At 72.4% G+C, this 22,338-nt stretch carries 18 protein-coding genes and 1 pseudogene; 6 read left to right on the top strand and 13 right to left on the bottom strand.

From position 1 onward, the window contains the following. Positions 1-14 precede the first annotated feature (14 nt). Positions 15-677: a hypothetical protein gene (locus H0S66_RS11295; protein WP_179615476.1), complete on the top strand. Its 663-nt coding sequence runs from the start codon at positions 15-17 to the stop codon at positions 675-677. A 31-nt stretch (positions 678-708) separates the two neighbouring features. Here H0S66_RS11295 and H0S66_RS11290 read toward each other — a convergent pair whose 3' ends face one another. Next, positions 709-1,209: a mismatch-specific DNA-glycosylase gene (locus H0S66_RS11290; RefSeq protein ID WP_179615475.1), complete on the bottom strand. Its 501-nt coding sequence runs from the start codon at positions 1,207-1,209 to the stop codon at positions 709-711. Between the two features lie 56 nt (positions 1,210-1,265). Here H0S66_RS11290 and H0S66_RS11285 point away from each other — a divergent pair, with 56 nt between their 5' ends. Together H0S66_RS11285 and H0S66_RS11280 are read left to right on the top strand one after the other, a co-directional pair. Then, complete coding sequence (locus H0S66_RS11285; RefSeq protein WP_179615474.1) at positions 1,266-3,578, top strand: hypothetical protein; 2,313 nt, start codon at positions 1,266-1,268, stop codon at positions 3,576-3,578. A gap of 157 nt (positions 3,579-3,735) precedes the next feature. After that, on the top strand, positions 3,736-4,092 hold the full coding sequence (locus H0S66_RS11280; protein WP_179615473.1) for an STAS domain-containing protein: 357 nt from the start codon (positions 3,736-3,738) through the stop codon (positions 4,090-4,092). Positions 4,093-4,137: 45 nt separating this feature from the next. On the opposite strand, the gene H0S66_RS11275 is transcribed toward H0S66_RS11280, so the two are convergent. Then, on the bottom strand, positions 4,138-4,923 hold the full coding sequence (locus H0S66_RS11275; RefSeq protein ID WP_179615472.1) for a class I SAM-dependent methyltransferase: 786 nt from the start codon (positions 4,921-4,923) through the stop codon (positions 4,138-4,140). A gap of 269 nt (positions 4,924-5,192) precedes the next feature. Between H0S66_RS11275 and H0S66_RS11270 the strand changes: the two genes are divergently transcribed. Continuing rightward, a complete protein-coding gene (locus H0S66_RS11270; protein WP_179615471.1) occupies positions 5,193-5,948 on the top strand; it encodes a DUF4386 domain-containing protein in 756 nt (251 codons plus the stop codon). An 18-nt stretch (positions 5,949-5,966) separates the two neighbouring features. On the opposite strand, the gene H0S66_RS11265 is transcribed toward H0S66_RS11270, so the two are convergent. The 10 genes and pseudogenes from H0S66_RS11265 to H0S66_RS11225 all read right to left on the bottom strand — a co-directional run bounded on the left by H0S66_RS11265 (position 5,967) and on the right by H0S66_RS11225 (position 17,570). Further along, positions 5,967-6,434, bottom strand: a complete 468-nt coding sequence (locus tag H0S66_RS11265; RefSeq protein WP_179615470.1) for a hypothetical protein — start codon at positions 6,432-6,434, stop codon at positions 5,967-5,969. An 88-nt stretch (positions 6,435-6,522) separates the two neighbouring features. Beyond that, the gene (locus H0S66_RS11260) at positions 6,523-7,755 is read right to left on the bottom strand and encodes a T3SS (YopN, CesT) and YbjN peptide-binding chaperone 1 (RefSeq protein WP_179615469.1); all 1,233 of its coding nucleotides are present in this window, start codon (positions 7,753-7,755) and stop codon (positions 6,523-6,525) included. A gap of 106 nt (positions 7,756-7,861) precedes the next feature. Beyond that, positions 7,862-8,638 carry a hypothetical protein gene (locus H0S66_RS11255; RefSeq protein ID WP_179615468.1) on the bottom strand — a complete coding sequence of 259 codons (777 nt, stop codon included), beginning with the start codon at positions 8,636-8,638 and terminating at the stop codon, positions 7,862-7,864. 9 nt (positions 8,639-8,647) lie between these two features. Next, positions 8,648-9,820 carry a hypothetical protein gene (locus H0S66_RS11250; protein WP_179615467.1) on the bottom strand — a complete coding sequence of 391 codons (1,173 nt, stop codon included), beginning with the start codon at positions 9,818-9,820 and terminating at the stop codon, positions 8,648-8,650. A 1-nt stretch (position 9,821) separates the two neighbouring features. Next, on the bottom strand, positions 9,822-10,100 hold the full coding sequence (locus tag H0S66_RS11245) for a hypothetical protein (protein ID WP_179615466.1): 279 nt from the start codon (positions 10,098-10,100) through the stop codon (positions 9,822-9,824). Continuing rightward, entirely contained in the window at positions 10,097-10,378 is a 282-nt protein-coding gene (locus tag H0S66_RS11240; protein ID WP_179615465.1) for an SAV_915 family protein, read from the bottom strand. Before H0S66_RS11240 ends, H0S66_RS11245 begins: the two co-directional genes overlap by 4 nt. A 119-nt stretch (positions 10,379-10,497) precedes the next feature. Next, positions 10,498-13,845 (bottom strand): DEAD/DEAH box helicase, encoded by a 3,348-nt coding sequence (locus H0S66_RS11235; RefSeq protein ID WP_179615464.1) that lies wholly within the window; start codon positions 13,843-13,845, stop codon positions 10,498-10,500. Between the two features lie 136 nt (positions 13,846-13,981). Then, positions 13,982-14,224, bottom strand: a pseudogene (locus H0S66_RS21020) (DUF7715 family protein); the annotation flags it as partial. 75 nt (positions 14,225-14,299) lie between these two features. Next, the gene (locus tag H0S66_RS11230) at positions 14,300-16,615 is read right to left on the bottom strand and encodes an alpha/beta hydrolase family protein (RefSeq protein ID WP_180923592.1); all 2,316 of its coding nucleotides are present in this window, start codon (positions 16,613-16,615) and stop codon (positions 14,300-14,302) included. Between the two features lie 58 nt (positions 16,616-16,673). After that, on the bottom strand, positions 16,674-17,570 hold the full coding sequence (locus tag H0S66_RS11225; protein WP_179615462.1) for a sulfite exporter TauE/SafE family protein: 897 nt from the start codon (positions 17,568-17,570) through the stop codon (positions 16,674-16,676). A 160-nt stretch (positions 17,571-17,730) separates the two neighbouring features. On the opposite strand from H0S66_RS11225, the gene H0S66_RS11220 reads away from it, so the two are divergent. Together H0S66_RS11220 and H0S66_RS11215 are read left to right on the top strand one after the other, a co-directional pair. After that, complete coding sequence (locus H0S66_RS11220) at positions 17,731-20,817, top strand: DEAD/DEAH box helicase (RefSeq protein WP_218876292.1); 3,087 nt, start codon at positions 17,731-17,733, stop codon at positions 20,815-20,817. A gap of 9 nt (positions 20,818-20,826) precedes the next feature. Then, a complete protein-coding gene (locus tag H0S66_RS11215) occupies positions 20,827-21,198 on the top strand; it encodes a PH domain-containing protein (protein ID WP_179615461.1) in 372 nt (123 codons plus the stop codon). Positions 21,199-21,344: 146 nt separating this feature from the next. Here the strand turns inward: H0S66_RS11215 and H0S66_RS11210 are convergent, their stop codons facing one another. Then, entirely contained in the window at positions 21,345-22,214 is an 870-nt protein-coding gene (locus tag H0S66_RS11210; RefSeq protein WP_179615460.1) for a hypothetical protein, read from the bottom strand. Positions 22,215-22,338: the final 124 nt, after the last annotated feature.

The following is a 22,338-nucleotide window of genomic DNA, read 5'->3' as shown; positions in this document are numbered from 1 at the left end:
ACAAGCACCGGACGGTGCCCGATCGGCCGCTGGTCCCCCGGTGGTACGTCGCGGCCGTCCTGGCGGTGCTGGTCGTCTCCACGGCGGCCACCACCGGCGTCGCCCTCGTCCGGGACGGGGCGGTGGGCTGGTCCTTGCGGTTGGCCGCGCTCGCGGCCGGTCTGCTGCTGGTCGCCGCCTGCTCGGCGCTGGCGCGCCCTCGGCGGCGACGCCCGATGAGGACCACCGCCGCGGGGGTGGGCGTGCACCGGGCGCCGGCGGCGACCGTGTGGCCGCTGCTGGGTGCCTGGTTCGCCGCGCTGGCGATGGCGGCGTCCTGGGTCTACCTGGCGGTCACGGACTTCTCCGCGCTCGAGGGCCACGGCTGGATCCTGGTCACCGTCGTGGGTGCCCTGGGCTCCGCGCCCGACCTGGTGCGTCTGCTCACCGGCCGTCTGCACCGCTGGCAGCTCGAGATCGGGCCCGAGTCCCTGACCTACCGCGGCTACCGCACCGACGAGACGTGGCCCTGGTCGACGATCCGCGGCGCCCGGGTCCAGCAACGTGGCCCCGCGGGGGTGCTGATCGACGTCAAGGGCGCGGGCAAGGACGTCGTCGTGCCGATCACGGCCTTCACGGTGCCGGCCGAGCAGCTGGTCGAGGACATCGAGCGCGGCAGGGCAGCAGCCCGCCGCTGAGCCCGCGCCGCGGGTCGGCACGGGTACCCGGTCAGGCAGCGGCGATCATCGCCAGGTCGCGCCACCACGAGAGCCGGTTGGGCCGTCCGTCGTAGTCGTGGCGCTGGTTGGCACCGGAGACCCCGGGCAGGACGAAGACCTGGGCGGGCCCGACGTACCAGTCCTGGACGCCCAGACCCGGCCGACCCCGTCGCCCCGTCGCCCGGGAGGCCTCGTGGGCGACGGCCTTGCTGGTGAAGGCCAGCCACTCCGGCTGCCAGCGCTCGCACTTCTCGGCCAGGTCGTCGATCTCGACCCAGCGCGGGTCCCAGTGGCCGACCAGGTCGGTCAGACCCAGGCCGAGGTCGGGCACCAGGTGGTCCTCGTGCGGCTGCAGCCGCCGCGGGGAGAGCCCCGAGAGGTGCAGCGACTCCCAGAAGCTGTTGCCGGGCGTCTCGTAGTAGTGGTCACGGTGCTTGGTGCTCTCGGCGCCCGCGAGCCCGCAGAAGACGACGCGCGGCTGGTCGGGGACGAGGTCGGGGAGCACCTGCACGCCCGCACGCTACTCACGACAGCCCCGGGAGGGCCAGATTCCTTTACCCTCGGCGAGTGCTCCCTCCGACCCCGCCCTCCGGGCCCCCGCCAGGCTCCACCACCGCCCCCTCCCCCGAGGCTCCGTCCGGCCCGTCGTCCTCGGGGGTGACGCCGGGTGCGCTGCTCGGCGAGGCCCGCGCCGACCTGCGGCCCGTGCTGCTGGGTCTGGCCGCCGCCTTCGGTGCCGCGGTCGTGCTCACCCTGCTGATGCTGCTGGCCCTGGTCGTCAGCGGCACCGAACCGGTCGACGACGGCGACGCCAGCGGCGCGGGGGTGCTGCTCTTCCTGCCCTTCCAGGTGCTCGGCATGGGTCTGCTCGGCACCATGGGGCTCTCGTTCGAGGGGCTGAGCGGCAGCCTCTACGCGCCCGTCTACTGGGTGAGCGGCTCGTACGTCGCCGTCACCGCGCTGCTGGCCCGCAGGGCCGAGCGGCAGGCCGCGCGACCCACGACCACCCTGGAGCGGGTCCGCTCCGGCGCACTGCTCGGCGTCGCGCTGGGCGTCGTGCTGCTGGTGCTGATGCGGGTGCTGGCGATGCGCGTGGACGGGTCGGTGGCGCACACCGCCTCCCCGAGCCTGTTCCTCGGGGCGCTCCTGCTCACCCTGGGTGCGCTGTGGGGCGGGCGCTGGTCGGCCCGGCCCCGGTGGCACCCGGCGCTCGACCTGGACCTGGTCGTGGGCCTGCGGCTGATGTGGTCGGTGCTGCTCGGGTGGCTGGTCGTCGGGGTCCCGCTCGCGGCGCTGCTCGCGCTGGTCGGTGAGGGCGTCGACGCCGCCGTCGTGCTGCTCGTGGGCGCGCCGACGGTCGCGGTCTACCTCGTCGAGCTGGCCCACCTCGGCGCGCTCTCGGCCGGCGGCGAGCACCTCTTCCTCTTCAGCGAGAACGTGGGCCTGGCGGTCGTGCTGACCCTCGCCGCCCTGGTCTCGACCCTGCTCGTGTCGGTGGCCTGGCACCGTCGCCGGGTGCGCCCGGCGGGGGCCGACGCCTGGTCGTGGGCGGTGCTGCCGCTGGCCGGGCTCGTCGGTGGGCTCGTGCTGTGGGTCGCCGGGGTCCTGGTCATCGGCGGCGGCATCGCCGAGTTCAGCGGCCAGGTGGTCCTCGCGCCGGCGTTCTGGTCGATGTTCGTGCTCGCTGCGTGGGCGCTGCTGGCCGAGGGGCTCAGCCGCACCGTCGCCCCGGCGCTGTCGCCGAGGCTGCCCGAGCGGGTGGGCCGTCTCCTCGACCGCCCGCGTCCGCTGCACGCGGGCGAGCAGACCGCCGTCGCGACCGACGGCGACCGGCCGGCTCCCCGCCCGCGCACGCCCGAGGAGCAGCGCCGCGACCGCCGCCTGGTGCTGGCCGGGGCCGGCGTGGTCGGTGTGCTGGCATTGCTGGCGATCGGCTACCGCGTCGTCGACTCGACGTTCTTCGGCCCCGAGGACCGGGTCGAGGCCTACCTCGACGCGGTCGTCGCCGGCGACCTCGACGAGGCCCAGGACCTGGCGCCCTTCGACTTCGAGCCCGAGGGCCTGGCGTTCTCGATCGGCTTCGGCGACGACGCGGCCACCGACCTGTTCACCCGCGAGGTCTACGAGGCGGCCGAGGAGCGGGTCACCGGCTACGAGATCGTCTCGACCGACGTCAGCGGCGACACCGCCGAGGTCGAGGTCCGCCTCGAGGGTCTCAGCGGCGAGCCCACGGCCGACCTGACCCTCTACCGCGACGGGCGCCGCTGGGGCGTCTTCGGGGACTGGGTCGTCGGCGAGGCCGGCCTGGCCGGGATCGGCAGCATCTACGAGGAGTCCGCCACGTTGACGGTCAACGGGGTGCAGGTCGACGTCGAGCCGGGGGCCGACCAGTGGCTGCTGCCCGGCAGCTACGACGTCGACCCGTACGCCGACAACCCGTTCCTCGAGCTCGACGGCGAGCCGACCGTGGTCGAGCCCGGCGGTTACGCGAGCATCGCGTCGGTCTCGACCCCGCAGCCGACGCAGGAGTTCCGCGACCAGCTGCAGGAGCAGGTCGACGCCTACCTCGACGAGTGCATGGCCAGCACCGAGCTGGAGCCCGAGGGCTGCCCGCAGTCGGCGTTCTCGTTCGGCGACGACCCGCGCAACGTCGAGTGGACCCTCGACCAGGCCCCCGACCTGGGCGAGATCTACCTCAGCGGCGAGTTCCCCGAGACGCTCTACCTCAGCGACGGCGAGGCCACGGCGACCTTCGAGGCCGACGAGTCCTACGGGTTCGGGCGCCCCGACTACCAGCCCCAGGAGGACACCTCCTACCTGGCCTTCCAGGTCGAGGTCGACGTCGACGGCGACGACCTGGTGGTCACCTTCGAGCCCTGAGCCGGCCGCCGACGCGTGGGCGGGCGGCGCCGTACCAGACCACCCCTACGGGGGTTTGTGCGGCGCCGCCTGGCCGTACTAGGTGTCGGCGCCTACTCTCGAAGGAGTGAACAGGCGTCGAGACTCGGCGCTGCACCACCACGCTTGGGGGCCCGCCATGGGCAACGACTTCGCCACCTCGGTGGCAACACCGCACACCAGCACCACCAGCCACGCCGTCAGCGGCGAGCTCGACCTCGCCACCGTGCACGACCTGCGCCTGAGCTTCTCGGCTGCGCTCGCCGTGCCGACGGACTCCTCCGCGCTCGACCTCGACCTCGCGGGCGTCACCTTCATGGACGCCGCCGGCCTCGGGGCGGTCATGTGGTGCCGCCGCCGCGCCCTCGCCGCTGGGCGGGCCTGCATGGTCGACAACGCCAGCCCGGCCGCGCTGCGCCTGATGAAGCTCACCGGCACCCACGGCCTGCTGCGGGACGTCGCCGCCGCGTCGGCGCCCGGCGTCACCCCCGTCTGAGCGACTCGCCGCTGAGGGCGGCCAGGACGGCAGACGCGGGCACCGTCAGCCGGGCACCTGACCGCTGACGCACCATGCCTCCGCCTCGACCGCGAACGGCCCCTCGCCGAGGCGGGTGCGCAGGAAGTCGCGCAGTCGCGCCACCTCCGACGGCTCCAGCCGGTCGAGGTAGGCGCGCACCGACCCGGCGGCCCGCTCGAAGGGCGCCCACCACTGCTCGAAGCCGGTGAAGTCGACCCGGACCCCGATGCGCTCCTCGCGCACCGCGGCCAGCCCGGCGGCCCGCCAGAGGCGCTCCAGGTCACCGCCGCTCGACCCGGTCGAGGGCGCAGCCGCGGTGCCGGGAGCCAGCGACTCGACGGCCGACCAGAACGGTGAGAGCGGCCCCCGCCCACCGCCGTGGTCCCACACGCAGGCGGCGACCAGCCCGCCCGGCCGCGTCACCCGCACCATCTCCGCGACCCCGGCGGCCGGGTCGTCCATGAAGTGCACGACCAGCTGGGCCAGGGTCGCCTCGAACTCGTCGTCCACGAACGGCAGCTCCTCGGCCCCGGCCTGCAGCGTCTCCACGTCGGGGTGGCGGTCCGCGACGGCGGCGACGAACGTCGGGGCCGGGTCGACCGCGGCCAACCGTCGTACGTCGGCACCGGCGGCGGTACAGCGCCGCGACAGCTCCTCGACCAGCGCCCCCGGCCCGCACCCGACGTCGAGCACCGACGCCGGCACCCCTCCCCCGGGCAGCACCGCGTCGCAGAAGACCGGCGCGAGCGGTCGCGAGAACCGGCCCATGAACCGGTCGTAGGTCTCCGCGGACACGTCGAAGGCGGCCATCACCCCAGGCTAGGGGCCCGCGTCGCCTGCGCGGATAGTCCCTGACCTTCCACACGCCGGACCGGCGTGTCGCGGTGAGGAACGTCAGGGAATTCGCCGCCGAACGGGACGCCTGTCCTGGGGGCGCCGGGCGCAAAAGGGTCCTTGGACCCTGGGAGGGGCTACCTCCCGCAAGCAGATTGAAGGTGCGACGACGCGCGAGCGCCCGTCGTTCCACTGGCGGCCCGACCTCGGGAGGGACGGGCCGATCTCGACCGAGGGAGGACCGCATGACGACGACGACGACCACCGGCTCAAGCGCACCACCTGACATCGACGACGACCTGGTCCGGGTGGCCCGGGCGACCGGGCTGATCTACCTGGCGTTCTTCGTCGTGGGCATCCTGGGGTTCCTGGTCGTGCGACCGCAGCTCTACGTGGCCGACGACCCGCAGGGCACGCTCGACAACCTGCTCGACAGCGAGGCGCTGGCGCGCATCGGGATCGTGCTCGAGCTCGGCATCGTGCTGAGCCAGGCGCTCGTCGCCGTGTGGTTCTACCGGCTCTTCCGCCGGGTCGACCGCGTGGCCGCGGGTGCGTTGGCGGGCTTCGGCCTGGTCAACGCGGTGGTCATCCTGAGCAGCGCCGCGGTGCTCGCCACGGCCCTCGACGTCGCGCAGGACGAGTCCCTGAGCCGGGAGGGCGACCCGGCCGCCACCGTCCAGATGCTCTACGCGCTGAGCGGGAACCTCTGGGGGGTGGGCGCCCTCTTCTTCGGCCTGTGGCTGATCCCGATGGGGTGGCTGGTGCTCCGCTCCGGCTGGATGCCTCGGGTCCTGGGCTGGCTCCTGGTGGTGGCCGGCGTCCTCTACCTGGGCAGTGCGCTGCTCACGTACCTGTTCCCCGACGCCGCGTCGGCGATCGACCTGTTGACGGTGCCCGCGTCGGTCGGCGAGGCCTGGATCATGGGCTACCTGGTCATCTTCGGCGTACGCCGTCGTGCGGCGACGCCGGCGCCCGGCCGCGAGTCCGCGGCGACAGGCTGACGCCCACCGGTGGGAGACTCAGCTGTAGCAGAACGGGGAGACCGAGCGGTACGGCTTGTAGTCGTCCGTGGCGGGGATGAAGAAGCTGAACTGGACCGAGTTGGGGAAGTCCGCCTTGTACTCCTTGACCTGGTACTTCTTCTTCTCGCTGGCCTTGTAGGTGTAGTAGAAGTCCCAGGCGCCGGTCGCGGTCGTGGTCTCGCGCGTGAGGTTGGCCCACTTACCTTGACCACACTTTCGGTACTGGATGAAGACGTAGACCCCGGCGCCGTCGTCACCCCTGATGCGCCCCTTGTCGTCGCCCTCCCAGTAGGAAGCGTCCTTGTCGCACTTGGGGATCTTGCGGCAGGTCAGGCGCTTGAGGTCGCGAGACTCCTTCGTGTCCGCCTTCGAGGCGGCTGGCGCGTCAAGGCCCGCATGGGCCGCGGGTCCCGGCGCCGGGGTGAGGAGAAAAGCCAGGGCGAGGACGGTCGTCAGGTGCTTCATCAGTTTCCTTCGGTGAGGCCGAGCGACATCGCGGCCCCACCATTGTGCGTGGCGTCCTGAGCCCTGTCAGTGACTTCCGGGCGGCCGCTCAACCCACCCAGCGCCCGGGGTCGGGCAGGTCGAGGCCCTGCTCGTCCTCGGGCAGCAGCGAGAGCTGTTGCGTGCGGGGGCCGCGAGGGCGGGCCGGGCCGTCGTCGCGGCGGGCGAGCCGGTCGACGAGGTGGCGCAGGCCCGAGCGGACGGTGTGCAGCAGCAGGTCGAGGTCGACGTCGGGCACCACGACGGTGCCGGTGCGCAGCCCCACCAGGGACCGCACCAGCAACGACCGGTCGCCGTCGTACGCCGCCGCGACCTGGGCGGGCTCGACCTGGCCGTCGAGGAGCAGCTCGACCACGGTGGCCAGGTGCTCGTCGAGGACGGTCGGCGCCGGCTCGGCGAGCTCGTCGCCCTCCTCGTCGACGCCCATGCCCTCCAGGAACCGGCGGCCGCCGACCCGCTCAGCGACCGCGCCGGCGATGTCGTCGATCTCGGAGCAGAGCCGCGCGAGCACCCCCGCGAGCTGGCGGGGCGCGAAGGGCACCGCGCAGATCTCGTGGCGCACCAGGATGCGGTCACCCACGACGCGCACCTGCAGGTAGGGCAGCCGCGCCTGGAGCCCGGCGACCTCCCGGAAGGCTGCTCCGGTGTCGGCGATGTCGTCGACGAGGATCGCGAAGAGGGCCACTACCGGCCGGTCCTCGAGCACCTGGACCCACACGACGCTCTCACCGACCGGCACCGGCACGTCGCCGTCCTCGTCGTGGGCGACCGGTTGGTCGAGGACCTCGGCGAGGGTGGCGTCGACCAGCCGCTGCAGGTGCTCGCGGTCCTCGACGAGCACCGCGAGCGGCGCGTCGTCGCCGAGCACCGTGCCGCGCCCGGGCGGCAGCGGCTTCGTCGGGCGACGCCAGCGCAGGCCGTCGAGGTCGAGCTCGCGGCTGGTGAGGAAGGCCGGGTGGAGGCAGCCGGAGCGCAGCACGGCCACGATCAGCTCCGCAGCGAGGTCGCACTCGCGCTGGCCGAGCACGGTCTCGAAGGCCGGGTCGTCGTCCTCGTGCTCGGGCCCGACGGCCCACGGCTGGTCCAGGCCACCGGTGCCGACCGACTCCAGGTGCAGCCGCTGCTGACCGTCGACGTCGGCGACGACGTACGCCGGCACCTCGCCGGACCCGTCGTCGACCGCGACCCCGAGCTCGTCGCCCGGGCCCATCGCCGCGAGGTGGTCGGCGACCCGGCGACGCAGCTCGCGCCACGCCTCGTCGTGCTCCTGCTCGATCGTCACGTCGCTCCCGGTGTCTCGACCGGTCGGCTCCACCGACCCGAGGGCCCCACGCTAGACGCGAGGACCGACAGTCGATGGACGCCGCGACCGAGCGTCCTGGGTCGGCTCAGGGAGCCGGGGTCGCGGAAGCGGTGGCGCGTGCTCGGAGGAGGCCGTTGATGTCGTCGACGACGTGGGCCTGCGCCAGCATGCCGCGCGACTCCGGCACCGCTCGGCCGCGGGCGACGACCATCGCGACTGCGGCGGTGCCACCGGCGAGGTGGCGACCTGGCACGACGAGCAGGTCGGCCTTCCCACGCGGTGTGCGCCGCCACATGAACCTCGTCGTGTCGTGACGCGCGGCAGGGCGGTGCAGCCCCAGGACGACGTCGTCCGCCGGCGCGACGACGTCGATGTCGTCCCAGGGCACCGACCACCCGACACCCTCACGGCGGAGCTCGACCCCGAACGAGGTGACGTACAGCCCGCCAGCGACGATCTTGCCCCGCAGCAGCGGGACGAACGGCGCCGCCAGACCCAGCCCGAGCAGTCCCAGCAGCCAGGCACCGCCCGGGTGGCCTGCCCGGCCCGCCAGCAGCGCCCCGACCAGGCACCAGACCATGAGTGACGCGGTGCCCACCGCCGACATCACGATCGACGCCACCGAGTACGGGAACACCAGGGCCGCGGCTCCGGACGGTGCCGTGCCCAGCTCGAGGTCGGGGCGCCGACGGGAGAGCCGGCGCTCGACGACGAGCGTGACCGAACCGAGGACGGCGATGATCCAGAGCAGGGAGCCGAACATGATCGCGCTGGTCTCGCCCACGGCGACCAGGCCGACGCCCATCAGCAGCAGCCAGCCGTGACCGACGGCCAGCAGCACGTCTCTTCGGGTGCTGGACACAGGTGCCTCCTAGTCGAAGAACCCGCCGATGCCGCCGACGACGGCACCCACGCCGCCACCGATCGCACCGCCGGTGTCCTTGAGTGATTCCCACCCCTCGTCCAGAGCATTCATCACGTCGGGGCCTTCCTCGAAGAGCGCGTCGATCGCGCCCGAGGTGACGATGCCGACGCCCGCGCCCACCACGGCCCCGGCTACGGTGCCCACTCCCGGGACCGGCACGAGGCTGCCGACGCCCGCCCCGACCAGCGCTCCGGCCGCGATGGACGCCCCCAGTCCACCTGCTCCCGACGTCACCGCCTGCGCAGGGCTCTCGCCTGCGACGAGGTCGAGACCGATGCCCACCACCGACAGGGCTCCGCCGAGCTTCATCGAGGTGAGCTTGGCCCGGGTCTCGATCTCCCCGGCCCGCCGAACGAGGTCACCGCCCTCCAGCTTGCGCGCGTCCCAGTGGTTCAGGTCGCCGTTGTGGAAGCCGCCCGGCTTCCTCCTGATCAGGTCGATGTACTCCTCGGCCTCCCGGACGAGCCGTCTGCCCTCCGCCTTCAGCACCGACGCGTGCCCGACGACCCCTGCTGCGCCGAAGCCGCCAGCGATGTCCAGGGCGGTCAGCAGCATCCCGGGCCCGCTCAGCCCGCGGTACTCGTCCTCGAGCAACCGCGTGGCGGACCGCAGCCCGTCCCGCACCTGGGCGGCCTCGGCGACCACCCTCTCGTAGGCCAGCACCTTCGCCTGGTGGTCGGCCCACGCCTCGACGGCAGCGGCGTGCGCGTCGACGGCGGTGGGGCTGACCCGCCCGGTCGGCGCGTCGCCGGGGTCGGCGGGGGCCGCGCCGGGCGCTTCGACGACGTACGCCGTCACGGTGAGGCCGGCAGCGCGGGCCGTCCCGCGGATCTCGGCCATGCGTTCCTGCTGGCGGCGCAGCGTGTCGGCGTACGCCGTCATCTCGCGGGCGACCGAGGCCGTCGCCCGGTGCACGTGGTCGATCTTGTCGACGGCCACGCCCATCCGGTCGGCGAAGCCGGTGCCGGCGGCGCCCTCCCAGTCGGAGGAGGCGACCCGGCGCGCGGCGGCGACCCGCTCGACGCCCTGGTCGACCGCGGCTCCGAGGGACCCCTCGAGCCAGGCGGCCGCGGACTCGATGGAGCGCGGCGAGCCCGGCAGCTCGGTGTCGACGCTCATCTCACCACCACCCGGAGGTGAAGGTCTCCCGCGAGACCCGGTCGGCGCTCTGGAGCACCGCGACCGCCGACCGGACGTTGTCGGAGGCCCCGAGCAGGCCCTCGCTGACCTCGGCGGCGGCCTCGAGGAGGTGGGCCACCATCTCGAGCAGCAGCGCGGTGACATCACCGCCGTCGATCCCCGACGGGACCGAGGAGGCACACTCCTCGATCGACGTGCGGGCCCGCTCGAGGCCCGCGGTGATGTCGTCCGCGGTCGACCACCGCAGCTCGACGCTCATCGCGCACCCGCCGCGACGGGGGCGGGGCTGGGCCGCTTGTCGAGGTAGAGCAGGTCGTAGGGGGCCTGGTCGTGGGCCGCCTGCAGGTCGGCGACGGAGAGCAGCACCCAGGCGCTGTCGGCGTCGTAGAAGTCGGCGAGCCGGTCGAGCGCGGAGTAGACGAAGAGCGCGACGCGGCCGTCGTGGGTGCGGTGCATGGCCAGGCGCGGCGACCCGTCGGCGTGCTCGACGGTCGGCGCGTAGACCACGGGGGGCAGGGGAGGTCGGGTGTCGGTCATGACCCCAAGGCTCCCCGCGTTCGCCGGGCGGCGACACCACCGATCCGCGATCTGTGGATAACCCCCCTCCGGCCACCACGCGGGGTCACCCAGGGGTCACCCAGGGGTCGTCGGGACGATCACTCGAAGAGCGCTCGTACGTCGGCGGCGTCGATGACGCCGCCCAGGGCCCCGTCACCGTCGACGACCTGGGCGAACAGCTCGGCCTTGCGCTCCTTGAGCGCCACCACCTTCTCCTCGACCGTGTCGCGCGAGACCAGCCGGTAGACCATCACCGGCCGGGTCTGGCCGATCCGGTGCGCGCGGTCGACGGCCTGCGCCTCGACCGCCGGGTTCCACCACGGGTCGAGCACGAAGACGTAGTCGGCCTCGGTGAGGGTGAGCCCGACCCCGCCGGCCTTGAGGCTGATCAGGAACGCGGTGCTCTCGCCGTCGCGGAACCCCTCGACCGCCTCGGCCCGCTTGCGGGTGCGCCCGTCGAGGTAGCTGTAGCTGACGCCCTCGGCGTCGAGGCGGGCGCGCACGCGGCGCAGGAAGCCGGTGAACTGGCTGAAGACCAGCGCCCGGTGGCCCTCGGCCGCCAGCTCGAGCAGGTGCTCGACCAGGACGTCGGTCTTGGCCGAGCCCACGGCGTCGTGCTCGGCGTCGACCAGCGCCGGGTCCAGGCTGAGCTGGCGCAGCCGGGTGAGGGCGCTGAGGATGGCGACCCGGTTGCGGTCGAAGTCGTCGACCAGGCCGAGGATCTTCTGCTGCTCGCGGGCCAGGTGGGTGTCGTAGATCTTGCGGTGCCGGGCGCCGAGGTCGACCTGCAGCAGCTGCTCCTGCTTGGGCGGCAGGTCGGCGGCGACCAGGTCCTTGGTGCGGCGCAGCAGGAAGGGGCGCAGCCGCTGCTGGAAGCGCTTCAGCGCGGCGCTGTCGCCCTCCTTCTCGACCGGGCGCACCACGTGGTCGACGAAGCCCTTGACGGTCGGGTAGAGGCCCGGGGCGACGAGGGCCAGCAGCGACCACAGCTCCATGAGCCGGTTCTCGAACGGCGTGCCGGTGACGGCGAGCCGGAACGGCGCCTCGACGCGGCGTACGGCCTGGTGGGTCTTGGCGAGGTGGTTCTTGACGTGCTGGGCCTCGTCGAGGACCAGCCCGCCCCAGCCGAGGGCGGCGTACTCGTCGACGTCGAGGCGCAGCAGCGTGTACGTCGTCACCACGACGTCGGCGCCGTCGGCGAGCGCGGCCACCGAGGTGCCGAGCTTGCGGGCCGAGGCGGTGATGGTGCGGACCACGAGTCCCGGGGTGTGCCGCTCGGACTCGCGCGCCCAGTTGGCCACGACGCTCGCGGGCGCCACGACCAGGAACGGCGCGGCGCCGCCGGCGCGGGCGCGGGCCACGGCCGCGAGCACCTGCAGGGTCTTGCCCAGGCCCATGTCGTCGGCCAGGACGCCGCCGAGCCCGTGGTCCTGCAGGAAGGCCAGCCAGCGGAACCCGTCGTGCTGGTAGTGCCGCAGGGTGGAGACCACGCCCACCGGCTCGGGGCGGGGCAGGTCGGTGAGGTCGCGCAGCGCGTGGGCGCGGCGCACCCACTCCTGGGCGTGCGCGGGCAGCGTGTCGGTCTCGGCGAGGTCGCCGACCGTGGCCCACAGGCCGAGGTCGTGGCCGCCGACGCCGATGCGGCCGTCGCGGGTGGGCTCGCGGACCTCGGCGGCGGCCGCGACCAGGCCGCGCAGGCTCTCGAGCTCGGCGGCGGTGGCGTCGACGTGCAGGCCGCTGGGCAGCACGATCCGCTCGTCGCCGAGCGTCAGCGCCTCCAGCACCGACGCCAGGGGGATCTGCTCGCCGTCGACGCTGACGTCGACGCTCAGGTCGAGCCAGTCGGTGGCCCCGTCGGCGGCCGCCGCGTCGTCCTCGGCCGCGGGGTCGTCCGGGTCGCCGGGGTCGTCGGGGCCCACCTGACCGAAGCTGATCTCGACCGGACCGGTCGCGGGCCGGAAGTCGGGCCGCTCGACCTCCTCGACCTCGACGCCGGCCTCCCGGAGGCGCGCGAGCTCGTCGGCCAGGTCGAGCACGCCGCTGGTCGGTACGCCGCGGTCGGGCGGCGCCCCGGGGCCCGCCAGGACTCCGGCGGAGGTCAGCCGGGCGAGCTCGGCGCGCTCGGCGGCGCGGTCGCGGACCCCGTCGAGCCGGGCGGTCGAGCCGGCGGCGCAGGTCAGGTCGGCGTCGCCGACCCGGTAGCGCCACTGCCAGCGCAGCTCGGCGGCCGGGCGGCGGTCCCACTCGACGACGAGGACCAGCCGCGGGGTGGGCGGGGCGGGGATCGAGATCGAGTCGTCGCTGGAGACGACCGGGAGGTGCCGGGCGAGCCGGGGCAGCCGGGCCCCGACGAGGGCGTCGAGGTGCTCGGGCGGGACGGTGGTGTCGCCGCCGGTGACGAGCCTGGCCAGCGCGGGCGGGACCGGCTCCGCGAGGGGTGCCAGCAGGGCGGTGGCGTCACGGGTCGTGGCGCTGGGCGCCCGGTCGAGCAGCACCACGCCGTGGGCCTCGTCGCCGACGAGCAGCAGCCGGTCGGCGGGCCACCACTGCTCGGCGTACCGGACCCCGAAGCGCAGGCTGGCCGCCCCCGGCTCCTCGCCGTCGCGCGTCACGTCGGCGACCACCTCGACCGGCTCGTCGAGCAGCCGCACCTCGCCCAGCCCGTCGCCGGGCACCAGCGCCATGCCCGCGTCACGTGCCTGGCGCAGGCGCTGCCACAGCTGGGGGCCGAAGTCGGCGAGCGGCGGCAGGTCGGCGACGTTCCAGTACGCCGCCATCCCCATCTCGCCGCGCAGCCGGCCCACGGCGGCGACGTGGGCGGGATCGTGCTGGGTGCGGCCGAGGTGGACGCCGTGCGGGCTGAAGTCCTTCCAGGCCGCGCCGCCGCGCACCCAGCGCCCGCTCGCGCCGCGGCGGACCGGCCGCATCCGCACCACCGGCGCGACCAGGCCGGTGAAGCCGCGGTGGCGCGGCAGGTGCAGGTCGAGCAGGAGCGCGAGGGCGTGGTGGCCCGCCTCGTCGCCCCGCGAGGCCTCCAGGTCGCGCAGGGCCGTGTCGAGCGCGCCCGCCCAGTCGGCCGCGCCGTCGTCGGGTGCCGTGGCGGGGTCGGCGTCCTGGGGGGTCAGCGTCCAGCCCAGGCGCAGCAGCAGCGCCGCGCCGTGCTTGCACTCCCAGCCGACCGGGCACGAGCAGCTGGAGGTGACGGCGGGCCGCCCGCGGCCGAGGTCGAGGCTGACCGACGTGCGGTACGCCGCCGGCCCGGTGCCGGCGACCTCGCCGTCGACCGTGAGGAACTCACCGTCGACGACGTCGACCTCGAGCCGCAGCACCGAGCCGTCCCGGGCGTAGGAGCGCGCCCGCCCGACGGCGGCCGGGTCGTAGACGGAGGCCAGGCCCTCGGCGCTCAGCCAGGGCGCGAAGGCGGCGACCGGGTCGGGGGTGGGCACACCGGCAGTCTGCCGAACCGAGCCACGCCGGGGCGACCCAGGGCCGCGCTCGCGCGCGGACGAGCTCGACGGTCTCGGCCACGATCTCGTCGTGCATCTCCGCCATCTCGGGGGCCAGCCAGCCCTGGTCGGTCAGGCTGGTCCTCACCGCGAGCCCCAGGTCGGCCTCGGTGATGTCCAGGTCGGCCACCTCCGCGGTGGTTGTGGCGCGGTGGCTGGTCAGGCCACCGAACCCACGCCCGCAACCGCACCCCTTCTCCGGGTACAGCCGGTCGGTGTCGCAGACCATCGTGATCCAGAGGATCTCCCCGGGGACGCAGAAGCTGTAGTCCCCGTCCACCTCGCCCTGCGTGCTGCTCGTCGCCACCAGTACCTTCATGTCGGCCTCCTGCTCAGCACGCTAGGGGCCGGCGCCGACACCCGCCCACCGCCGACCGCGTGCCTGTGGACAGGCTCAGCAGGAGCGGCGTACGACGGCCCTGCCGTCGCCGACCCGCACCGCCCGGACCACCCGCTCACCGCGCACCAGCCGGACGACGGCGTCGCCGTCGGAGGTCACCGCGAGCCTGCCGCAGCGCCACCGTGCCCGGTCGAGGTCGACGCTGACGCGGGAGACGTTGGTCAGCCGCAGCTCGAGCCGGTGGCGCACCGGCAGCCGCTCGCCGTCCTCCCAGGCGGTCTCCTGCAGCACCGCGGGCAGCGGGCTGACCACCGGGGTCGGGCCGGTCGTGACCGGCAGGTGCACCCGGTCGGGGATGCGCTTGGAGGTCGCCTCGACCCGGGCGAGTCTGCCGGGCCCGGAGTCGCGGGCGGCCAGGTCGCCGGTCCAGTACGCCGTGGTGGCGCCGATCCCGAGCCCGCGCCGGGTCAGGTGCGGGCGCCAGGTGAAGTCGACGTCGCGGGGGTCGCGGGTGACCGTCGGCAGGCCGAGCCCGTCGATGACGGTCGCGAAGCGGTCCTGGATGGCGAAGACGAGGTGGTCCTCGGCGGGGTAGCGCACGAACCGGTGCCTCAGGCCGGCGTCGACGAAGCGGGAGACCTGGCGCTCGACCGAGGTGAACGGCACGAGCTGGTCGAGCGTGCCGTGCCCGATCCGGAACGGCAGCCAGGTGGCGTTGCCGACCAGGTCGTACGCCGTCCCGTCGCTCGTGCAGCGTCCGCCGAAGGCGGGCGAGACGATCTGGTCGGCGTCCACGGAGACCCCGCACTGGGGCGGACCGGCGAGCACGACGGTCTCGGCGTACAGGTCGGGGTGCGCGAGGCCGAGGTGGTAGCCGGCCCAGCCGCCCATCGAGTAGCCGGTCAGGACGGTGCGCCGGGGGTCGAGGGTGAAGCCGTCGGCCAGGGCCCGCCAGACCTGCCAGTAGTCGACCTCGGCCTCGTCGAGGTACCAGCCGTCGGGCCCGCGGCCGAGGGTGCCGGCGCAGATGGAGTCGCGGTCCTCGCAGAGGCTCTGGAGCAGCTCGGGGTCGTAGGCGGCGTACTGGTTGTGGTTGACGCCGAGCGAGTGCAGCGTCCAGGTGAGCGGGGTGGCGTCGCCGCGGCGGTAGGAGGTGGGGACGTGGACGGCGTACGGCTGCACGGGCGAAAGGTAGTTGGGGGCGCCGTCCCCGCTGCCCTGGCCCTCGTCAGCGACGACGCCCTCGCCGAGGTCGAGGCGGGAGAGGTACCAGCGGTTGCTGGGGCCGTGCACGAGCGGCTCGCGGGTGCGCTCCTTGCGGCGCAGGTCGGCCCAGCGCACGACGTGGGAGAACGGTGAGGCGTCGCCACCGGCGAGCGCATCGGCCTGGGCGTCCTCCATCCAGAAGTTGCCGGTGACGAAGCGCGCGAGCCCGTCGGCGCCGAGCTGGTCGGTGACCGGGTTGCCGGCGGCGACGGCCTGGAAGGCGGCGACCAGCCCGGCGGTCCGGCTGTCGGTGACGACCGGCGTCTCCTGCTCGGGGGTGCGGAAGGCGAGGTTGTAGACGTGCGTCGACCCGGGCGGCAGCGGCACGCCGCCAGTGAGGGTGGGCGCCGCCATCGCCTCGCCGGTCGCGTCGGCCAGGCCGGCGGCGAGCCGCACCCGCCAGGAACCGCGGGCGCGGAGCAGCTGCTTAGGGACCCGCACGGTGAAGGAGCGCGTCGACTCGTCGACGGTGAGCCGCCCGCCCTGGCGGGTCACGTCGGTGACGTCGCTGGTGACCAGGTCGTGCAGCCAGGCGCCGCGGCTGGAGACGACGAGTGCCTGCTCGAGCCCGGGCGAGGTGACGCCCGCGGCGGCCGGCCAGTCGTCGACGCCGGTGCTGGCGTCGCGGTCGGTGTCGAAGGCCCACACCGCCAGCGGCACGTCGGGGCTGGCCAGCGTCGTCCAGTCGACCCGCCAGTACGTCGCGCGCCGGTCCTTGCCCGTGGCGGCGACGAAGACGTCGGCCCCGTTGCCGGCCGCGCCCTCGGGCTGCTCGTAGACGCCCTGCTCGGGCGCCAGGGTGGCGATGTTGTCGAGGCTGAAGCCGCTCGGCAGCGCGGCGCCGTGGGCGTCGTACACGAAGTCGGTCCAGTACGACGCCCCGCCGTGCAGCCGCTCGGTGCCCGAGGTGCGGCTGATCCGCTGGGTGAACGGCCAGCCCTTCGGTGTGCCGAGCCGCGGCTCGGCCTGGGTCGCCGCCGCCGGCGCCCCCTCCGGCAGGCCTCCCCCTCCGTTGGTCGAGGCCCCCTGCACCGGACCCCCCACCCCGAGCACCAACCCCGCCGCGAGAGCGGGAGCGAGCAGGACGCGCAGGTTCCGGAGCATGCCCGTCCAACGGCGGGAGGTGACGGTCGTTACGCCACCGGCGGGGCGTGGGAACCGCTCAGACCAGGACGGGCTCGGCGGTCGCGGCCGCCGCCCGCTCGGCGCGCTCCTTGTGCCACGCGGTCCGGGCGAGGCGGGCCACGAAGAGCAGCCAGGCGACCATCAGCGCCAGGTCGACCACGAACGGCAGGTCGCCGACGGCCGCGAGCACGACGATGCTGTTGACCAGGATGATCAGGCCTCCGACCATCACGCCCATCGGGGCGTGCGGCAGCCGGCCCGCCAGCCGCGCGGCGATCGGCGCGACGATCACGCCGCCGAGGACCAGGCCCAGCACCGGCAGCCACGGGATGTCCTGGTGCGCGGCGCCGGTGATGAAGCCGAGCGAGACCGAGACCGCCACGGCGAACTCGGCGGCGTTGGTGGTGCCGACGACCTTGCGGGGCTCGTGGCTGGTGACGGTCATCAGGCTGGGCGTGACGACCGGGCCCCACCCGCCGCCACCGGTGGCGTCGACGAAGCCACCAAGCAGGCCGATCGGGGAGAGCCAGCGGGCGGTGTGCCCCGACTTGGGCGTCGGGATGATGCGCAGGCCGAAGCCGAACCGCACCAGGATGACGGCACCGAAAAACAGCAGCAGCGCGGCCATGCCGCTCTTGGCGGCAACCAGGCTGATCGAGGTCAGCACCACGGCGCCGAGGAAGCCGCCGATCGCGCCGGGGATGGCCACGCGGACCAGCACGGCCTTGTCGACGTTGCCGACCCGCCAGTGCGACAGGCCCGAGATCAGCGTCGTGGGCAGCTTGGCGGCGTGCGTGGCCGCGCTGGCCGTAGCGGGGGCGACGCCGAGCGCGAGCAGCACGGTCGCCGAGGTGACACCGAAGCCCATCCCCAACGTCCCGTCGACGAGCTGGGCCAGACCACCGGCGAGGGCGAAGGCAGCGACCAACCACATGAGCGTGCTCCTATGTACTTCAAAGTGAGTGAGTAGCCAAAGTAACCTAAGTTTGTAGAGATTGGTGCATTGGGAGTGCAGCAAGTTCCGCCAGGGCGACGCTGCGGATGAACCCGCACATCGGAGGACAGGAAGCCTTTACTCAGGGAAGCTGTCCGTGATGACACGCAACCCCATGCCTGATGGTCTCTACGAGGCACTGGTCAGCAGCGAACTCCAGCGAACGCTGAGTCTCATCGGCGAGGCAGCGACAGTCGAGGACATCGACGCCGCACATCAGCCGCACATTCTGGCTCGCCACGTGCAGCAGGCGACCCACCGCGCACTGTCGGCCACCTCCGACCCCGGTCGCCGCGTGGCGATGGTCAATGACCTGCTGGCGGTGCTCCACGCGCACGACGCGGAAGTGTCGGCGCCGACCAGACAGCTGCGCCGGATCCACCGATCGGGACTTCTGGGCACTCCCGGACTTCCCGACGTCCGACCCAGCACTCCGTTGAGCGAGCCAGCCCTCCTCACGAACACCAGAGGCGAGCCCAATCTCGGTTCCGAGCTGCGCGCGGAGATCGAGAGCAGCAACGAGGTCGATCTGTTGTGCGCCTTCGTGAAGTGGCATGGCCTCAGGCTGCTCGAGACCGAGCTGTCGCGCCTGCGCGATCGCGGGGCACCGTTCCGGGTATTGACGACGACGTACATGGGAGCGACCGAGCGGCGAGCTCTTGACCGCCTGGTCAACGACTTCGGCGCCGAGGTCCGCATCCAGTACGACACCGCGCGGACGCGACTGCACGCCAAGGCATGGATGTTTCGCCGAAAGACGGGTTTCGACACCGCATACGTGGGCTCCTCGAACCTGTCGCGGGCGGCATTGCTCGACGGCGTGGAGTGGAACGTGCGGCTCTCGACCACCGGGACCGGGCCGCTGATCGACAAGTTCCGAGCCACCTTCGACACCTACTGGAACGACGCCAGCTTCGAGGTCTACGACCCCGCTCGCGATGCCGACCGACTCGACGATGCCCTCCACGAGGCGTCCGGGCGCGCAGAGCACAACAGGGTGACCATCAACCTGTCCGGCCTCGAAGTCCGGCCCTTCGCCTACCAGCAGCAGATGCTCGACGCGGTCCACGCCGAACGCGAGGTCCACGACCGGCACCGCAACCTGGTGGTCGCCGCCACCGGCACGGGCAAGACCGTGATCGCCGCCCTGGACTATCGGCGGCTGTGTCATGGCACCGACAGGCCGTCGCTGCTCTTCGTCGCGCACCGCCGAGAAATTCTCGATCAGGCGCTGCGGACGTATCGCGAAGTGTTGACCGACGCCACGTTCGGCGAGCTGTACGTCGGCGGCATTCGGCCCGAGCGCGGGCGGCACGTCTTCGCCAGCATCCAGTCCCTCTCCTCGCATGGTGTGGCCGCCATCCCCAGCGATGCCTTCGACGTGGTGGTCATCGACGAGTTCCACCATGCAGAGGCCGCCAGCTATCGGCGTCTCATCGAGCACCTCACCCCGAGGGAACTACTGGGGCTGACCGCGACTCCCGAGCGAGCCGACGGGGTCGACGTACGCGCATTCTTCGACGGCCGCATCGCAGCCGAGCTGCGCCTGTGGGACGCGCTGGGTGCCGACTTGCTGTGCCCGTTCCACTACTTCGCGGTGGCCGACGGCACCGACCTACGGCGGGTGGGCTGGAAACACGGTCGGTACGACGACTCTGAGTTGGGGAACGTCTACACCGGCAACACGGCTCGGGCGGCGCTGGTCCTACGACAGCTACGAGACAAGGTCTCTGACCCGGCCGTCATGCGGGCCCTCGGCTTCTGCGTCAGCGTTGCACACGCAGAGTTCATGACGACCGCCTTCAACGAGGCCGGAGTTCGTGCCGCGACGGTCAGCGGCGCCACGCCTCAGACCGAGCGTGAGCGGACTCTGCAGGATCTTCGCGACGGCCGCCTCCAGACGGTCTTCACCGTCGACGTCTTCAACGAGGGCATCGACATCCCTGACGTCGACACTGTGCTGTTTCTGCGCCCCACCGAAAGCGCCACGATCTTCTTACAACAATTGGGTCGGGGGCTGCGGCGCACGAAGGACAAGGCTGTGCTGACCGTCCTCGACTTCGTCGGCTATCACCGCCAGGAGTTTCGCTTCGATCTCAAGTTGCGCGCGCTGACGGGGCAGACGAGGAAGGGTCTCGAGCGCGAGGTGGAACGCGGCTTCCCCCTGCTGCCGTCGGGCTGCCAGATCGTCATGGATCGCCAGGCCCAACAGATCGTGCTTGACAACATCCGCGGCCAGGTCGCCAACCGTTGGAGGGACATCGTCGCCGAACTGCGACGTCACCCCGAGCACGACCTTGCCACCTTCCTCGACGAGTCAGGCCTCGAACTGTCTGATGTCCTGAAGGCTGGGTCTAAGTCCTGGACCACCTTGCAGCGCGACGCCAATCTCATCTCTGGACAGCCGGAGCCGGGCGAGAGTGAGCTATTGAAGCGGATGCGGGCGCTCGCCCACGTCGACGATCCTCTCCGGGCCGCGACCTACCAGCGATTGCTGGGTGGTGATGTCGGCGCTGTAGGCGCACTGTCACCGGGCGAGCAGCGGCTGGCACGCATGCTGTTCTTCTCGCTTTACCCCAGCGGCGCCCCAGGCTCGTACGACGAGGGGCTCCGCCAGGCGCGAGCGCTCACCCACGTGGTCGGTGAGGCGAGTGCCATCGTGGACCTGTCCTTCGACGCCGCCCGACACCAGACCGTGGAGCTCGAGGGCGAACTGAGCCAGGTGCCGCTGCGCATTCATGGCCGCTACCAGCGCGAGGAAATCCTGGCCGGGTTGGACTACGCATCGTTGAGCCGCAAGCCCACCAGTGTCATGCAGGGTGTCGCCTACTCCGCCGACCTCAACGTCGACATGCTGTTCTTGACACTGAAGAAGTCGGAGTCGGACTTCTCCCCAACCACGATGTATCGCGACTACCCGATCGACGCTCAAACCTTCCACTGGGAATCGCAGTCGACCACATCGGTCTCCTCCCCCACCGGCCAGCGTTACCTGAACGGCAACAGCACTGTGCTGCTGTTCGTGCGACACGACCAGAAGGACGAATTCGGCACCTCGCCCTACCTCTTCCTCGGCCCGGTGTCGTACGCCGGCCACACCGGTGACCGCCCGATCGCCATCACCTGGTCGCTGCAGCACCCCATGCCCGCCGAGTTCTTGGCCTCGGCCCGCCTCATCGCAAACTAGGAGAAGAAAATGGAAACAGCCCCGATCACGGCCTGGACCCTGGCACAGGAGATCCCCATTCCGCAGGACGTGACACCTCTCTTAGTCGCTGGGGAAGAAGCCGTCGCCGCCTTCAAGACCTTCCGCGACAGCGCCGTTTTCACGACCAAGCGCCTCATCGTTCGCGACGCTCAGGGCATCACCGGAAAGAAGGTGGAGATCTACTCGTTGCCCTACAGCGCCATTAACATGTGGTCGTCTGAGAACGCCGGGCGACTCGACTTCAACTCTGAAATCGAGCTGTGGACGCGGGCTGGCCACATCAAGATCAAACTCAGCAAGGGCGCAGACGTTCGGCGCCTCGACAGCCTCATCGCCTGGGCAGTACTGCAGCGCAGCTGAATGCCTGCGCCTCCCCGACACCGCGGCAGTCTCAGCTGAGCGGGAGGTGGCTACTGTCGAGAAGTCCGTGCTGCTGCAGCCGAGGGACCGGATGACGTGCGTAAGGCTGGAGGCTGCGGTGGGTTCGCTGCGGTTTGGGGCGGTGTCTACCGCCGCGGACGGTTGAGGGCGGCCGACGAACGTCGAGCCACGGTACGAAGACGATGGCAGTTAGCACAGACCACGTCGCACTTACCGAGCTCAGCGATGAGCACCTCGGTCGGGCCGCCGAAGTTGATCAACTCAGCGATCTCGTACTCCTTGCGGCCCCGCGCGTGATCCCAGTCGAGACCACGTGCCCATCCCGACCATCCGCAATCCGCACACCCGAGACGCAACTTCAGCTGATCGTTGAAGTCCTGTCGCGCCAGGCGCGCCCGCCAAGACGTCGGGAGCCTCTTCGCCGATCGCCAGGACGAGGGCTTGCGACTCATCGTCATCCGTCGGTGGCAGCGCGCGCACCGCGGCTCACACTTGGCCAGCTCAGCACGCAGCCGGTCGATGCCGACGCATAGCTGGACCATGCGGCTGACATTGCCCAGCTTGTCCGTGCCGGGGCGGTGGTCAGGTTCGATGGCCCTGACGTCGCCATACCCGCAGTCGACGCACCCTTGCCCCTTCCAGGCATCGACCACTGCCTGCAGGCGCGCCCGTGACTTCCGAAGGTCGTTCTGACCTTCGATCTTGCGACGGGCCCGAGCGGCGGCCAGGCCTCGCTCCCGGTACTCCGGGTTAGCCCAGCGCCGCCGGTTGCGCTGCCTGGTCTTAGCCATTCCTTCAGGAGTCCGCCGCGCAGCTGCCTGGCATTCACGACAACGAGTCGACAGGCCGCTGAAACGGCGCGACTCGGTGTTGAAGTCGCGCGCTGGCCGCTCCACCTGACAGCCGGGACACCAGATCATCGTTGAGGGTTCGACCTCGGCGGCAGGCGGGCGACGGCGTCGTTGCTGAGGTGAGGGGCGCGCTGGCTCGGTCACGACGTACTTCCCGTCCCGACCCAGGGGCGTGCGCTGACCGCTCAGTTCTACCTGCCTCCGCCGACAGTGACGAACAATGACGACGGCCCCGACACCCATCGGGTGTCGGGGCCGTCGTACGGCA

The sequence above is a fragment of the Nocardioides marinisabuli genome (assembly GCF_013466785.1).
In the GTDB taxonomy this organism is placed as follows: Bacteria; Actinomycetota; Actinomycetes; order Propionibacteriales; family Nocardioidaceae; genus Nocardioides; species Nocardioides marinisabuli.
This window is presented reverse-complemented; position numbering and strand designations above follow the sequence as displayed.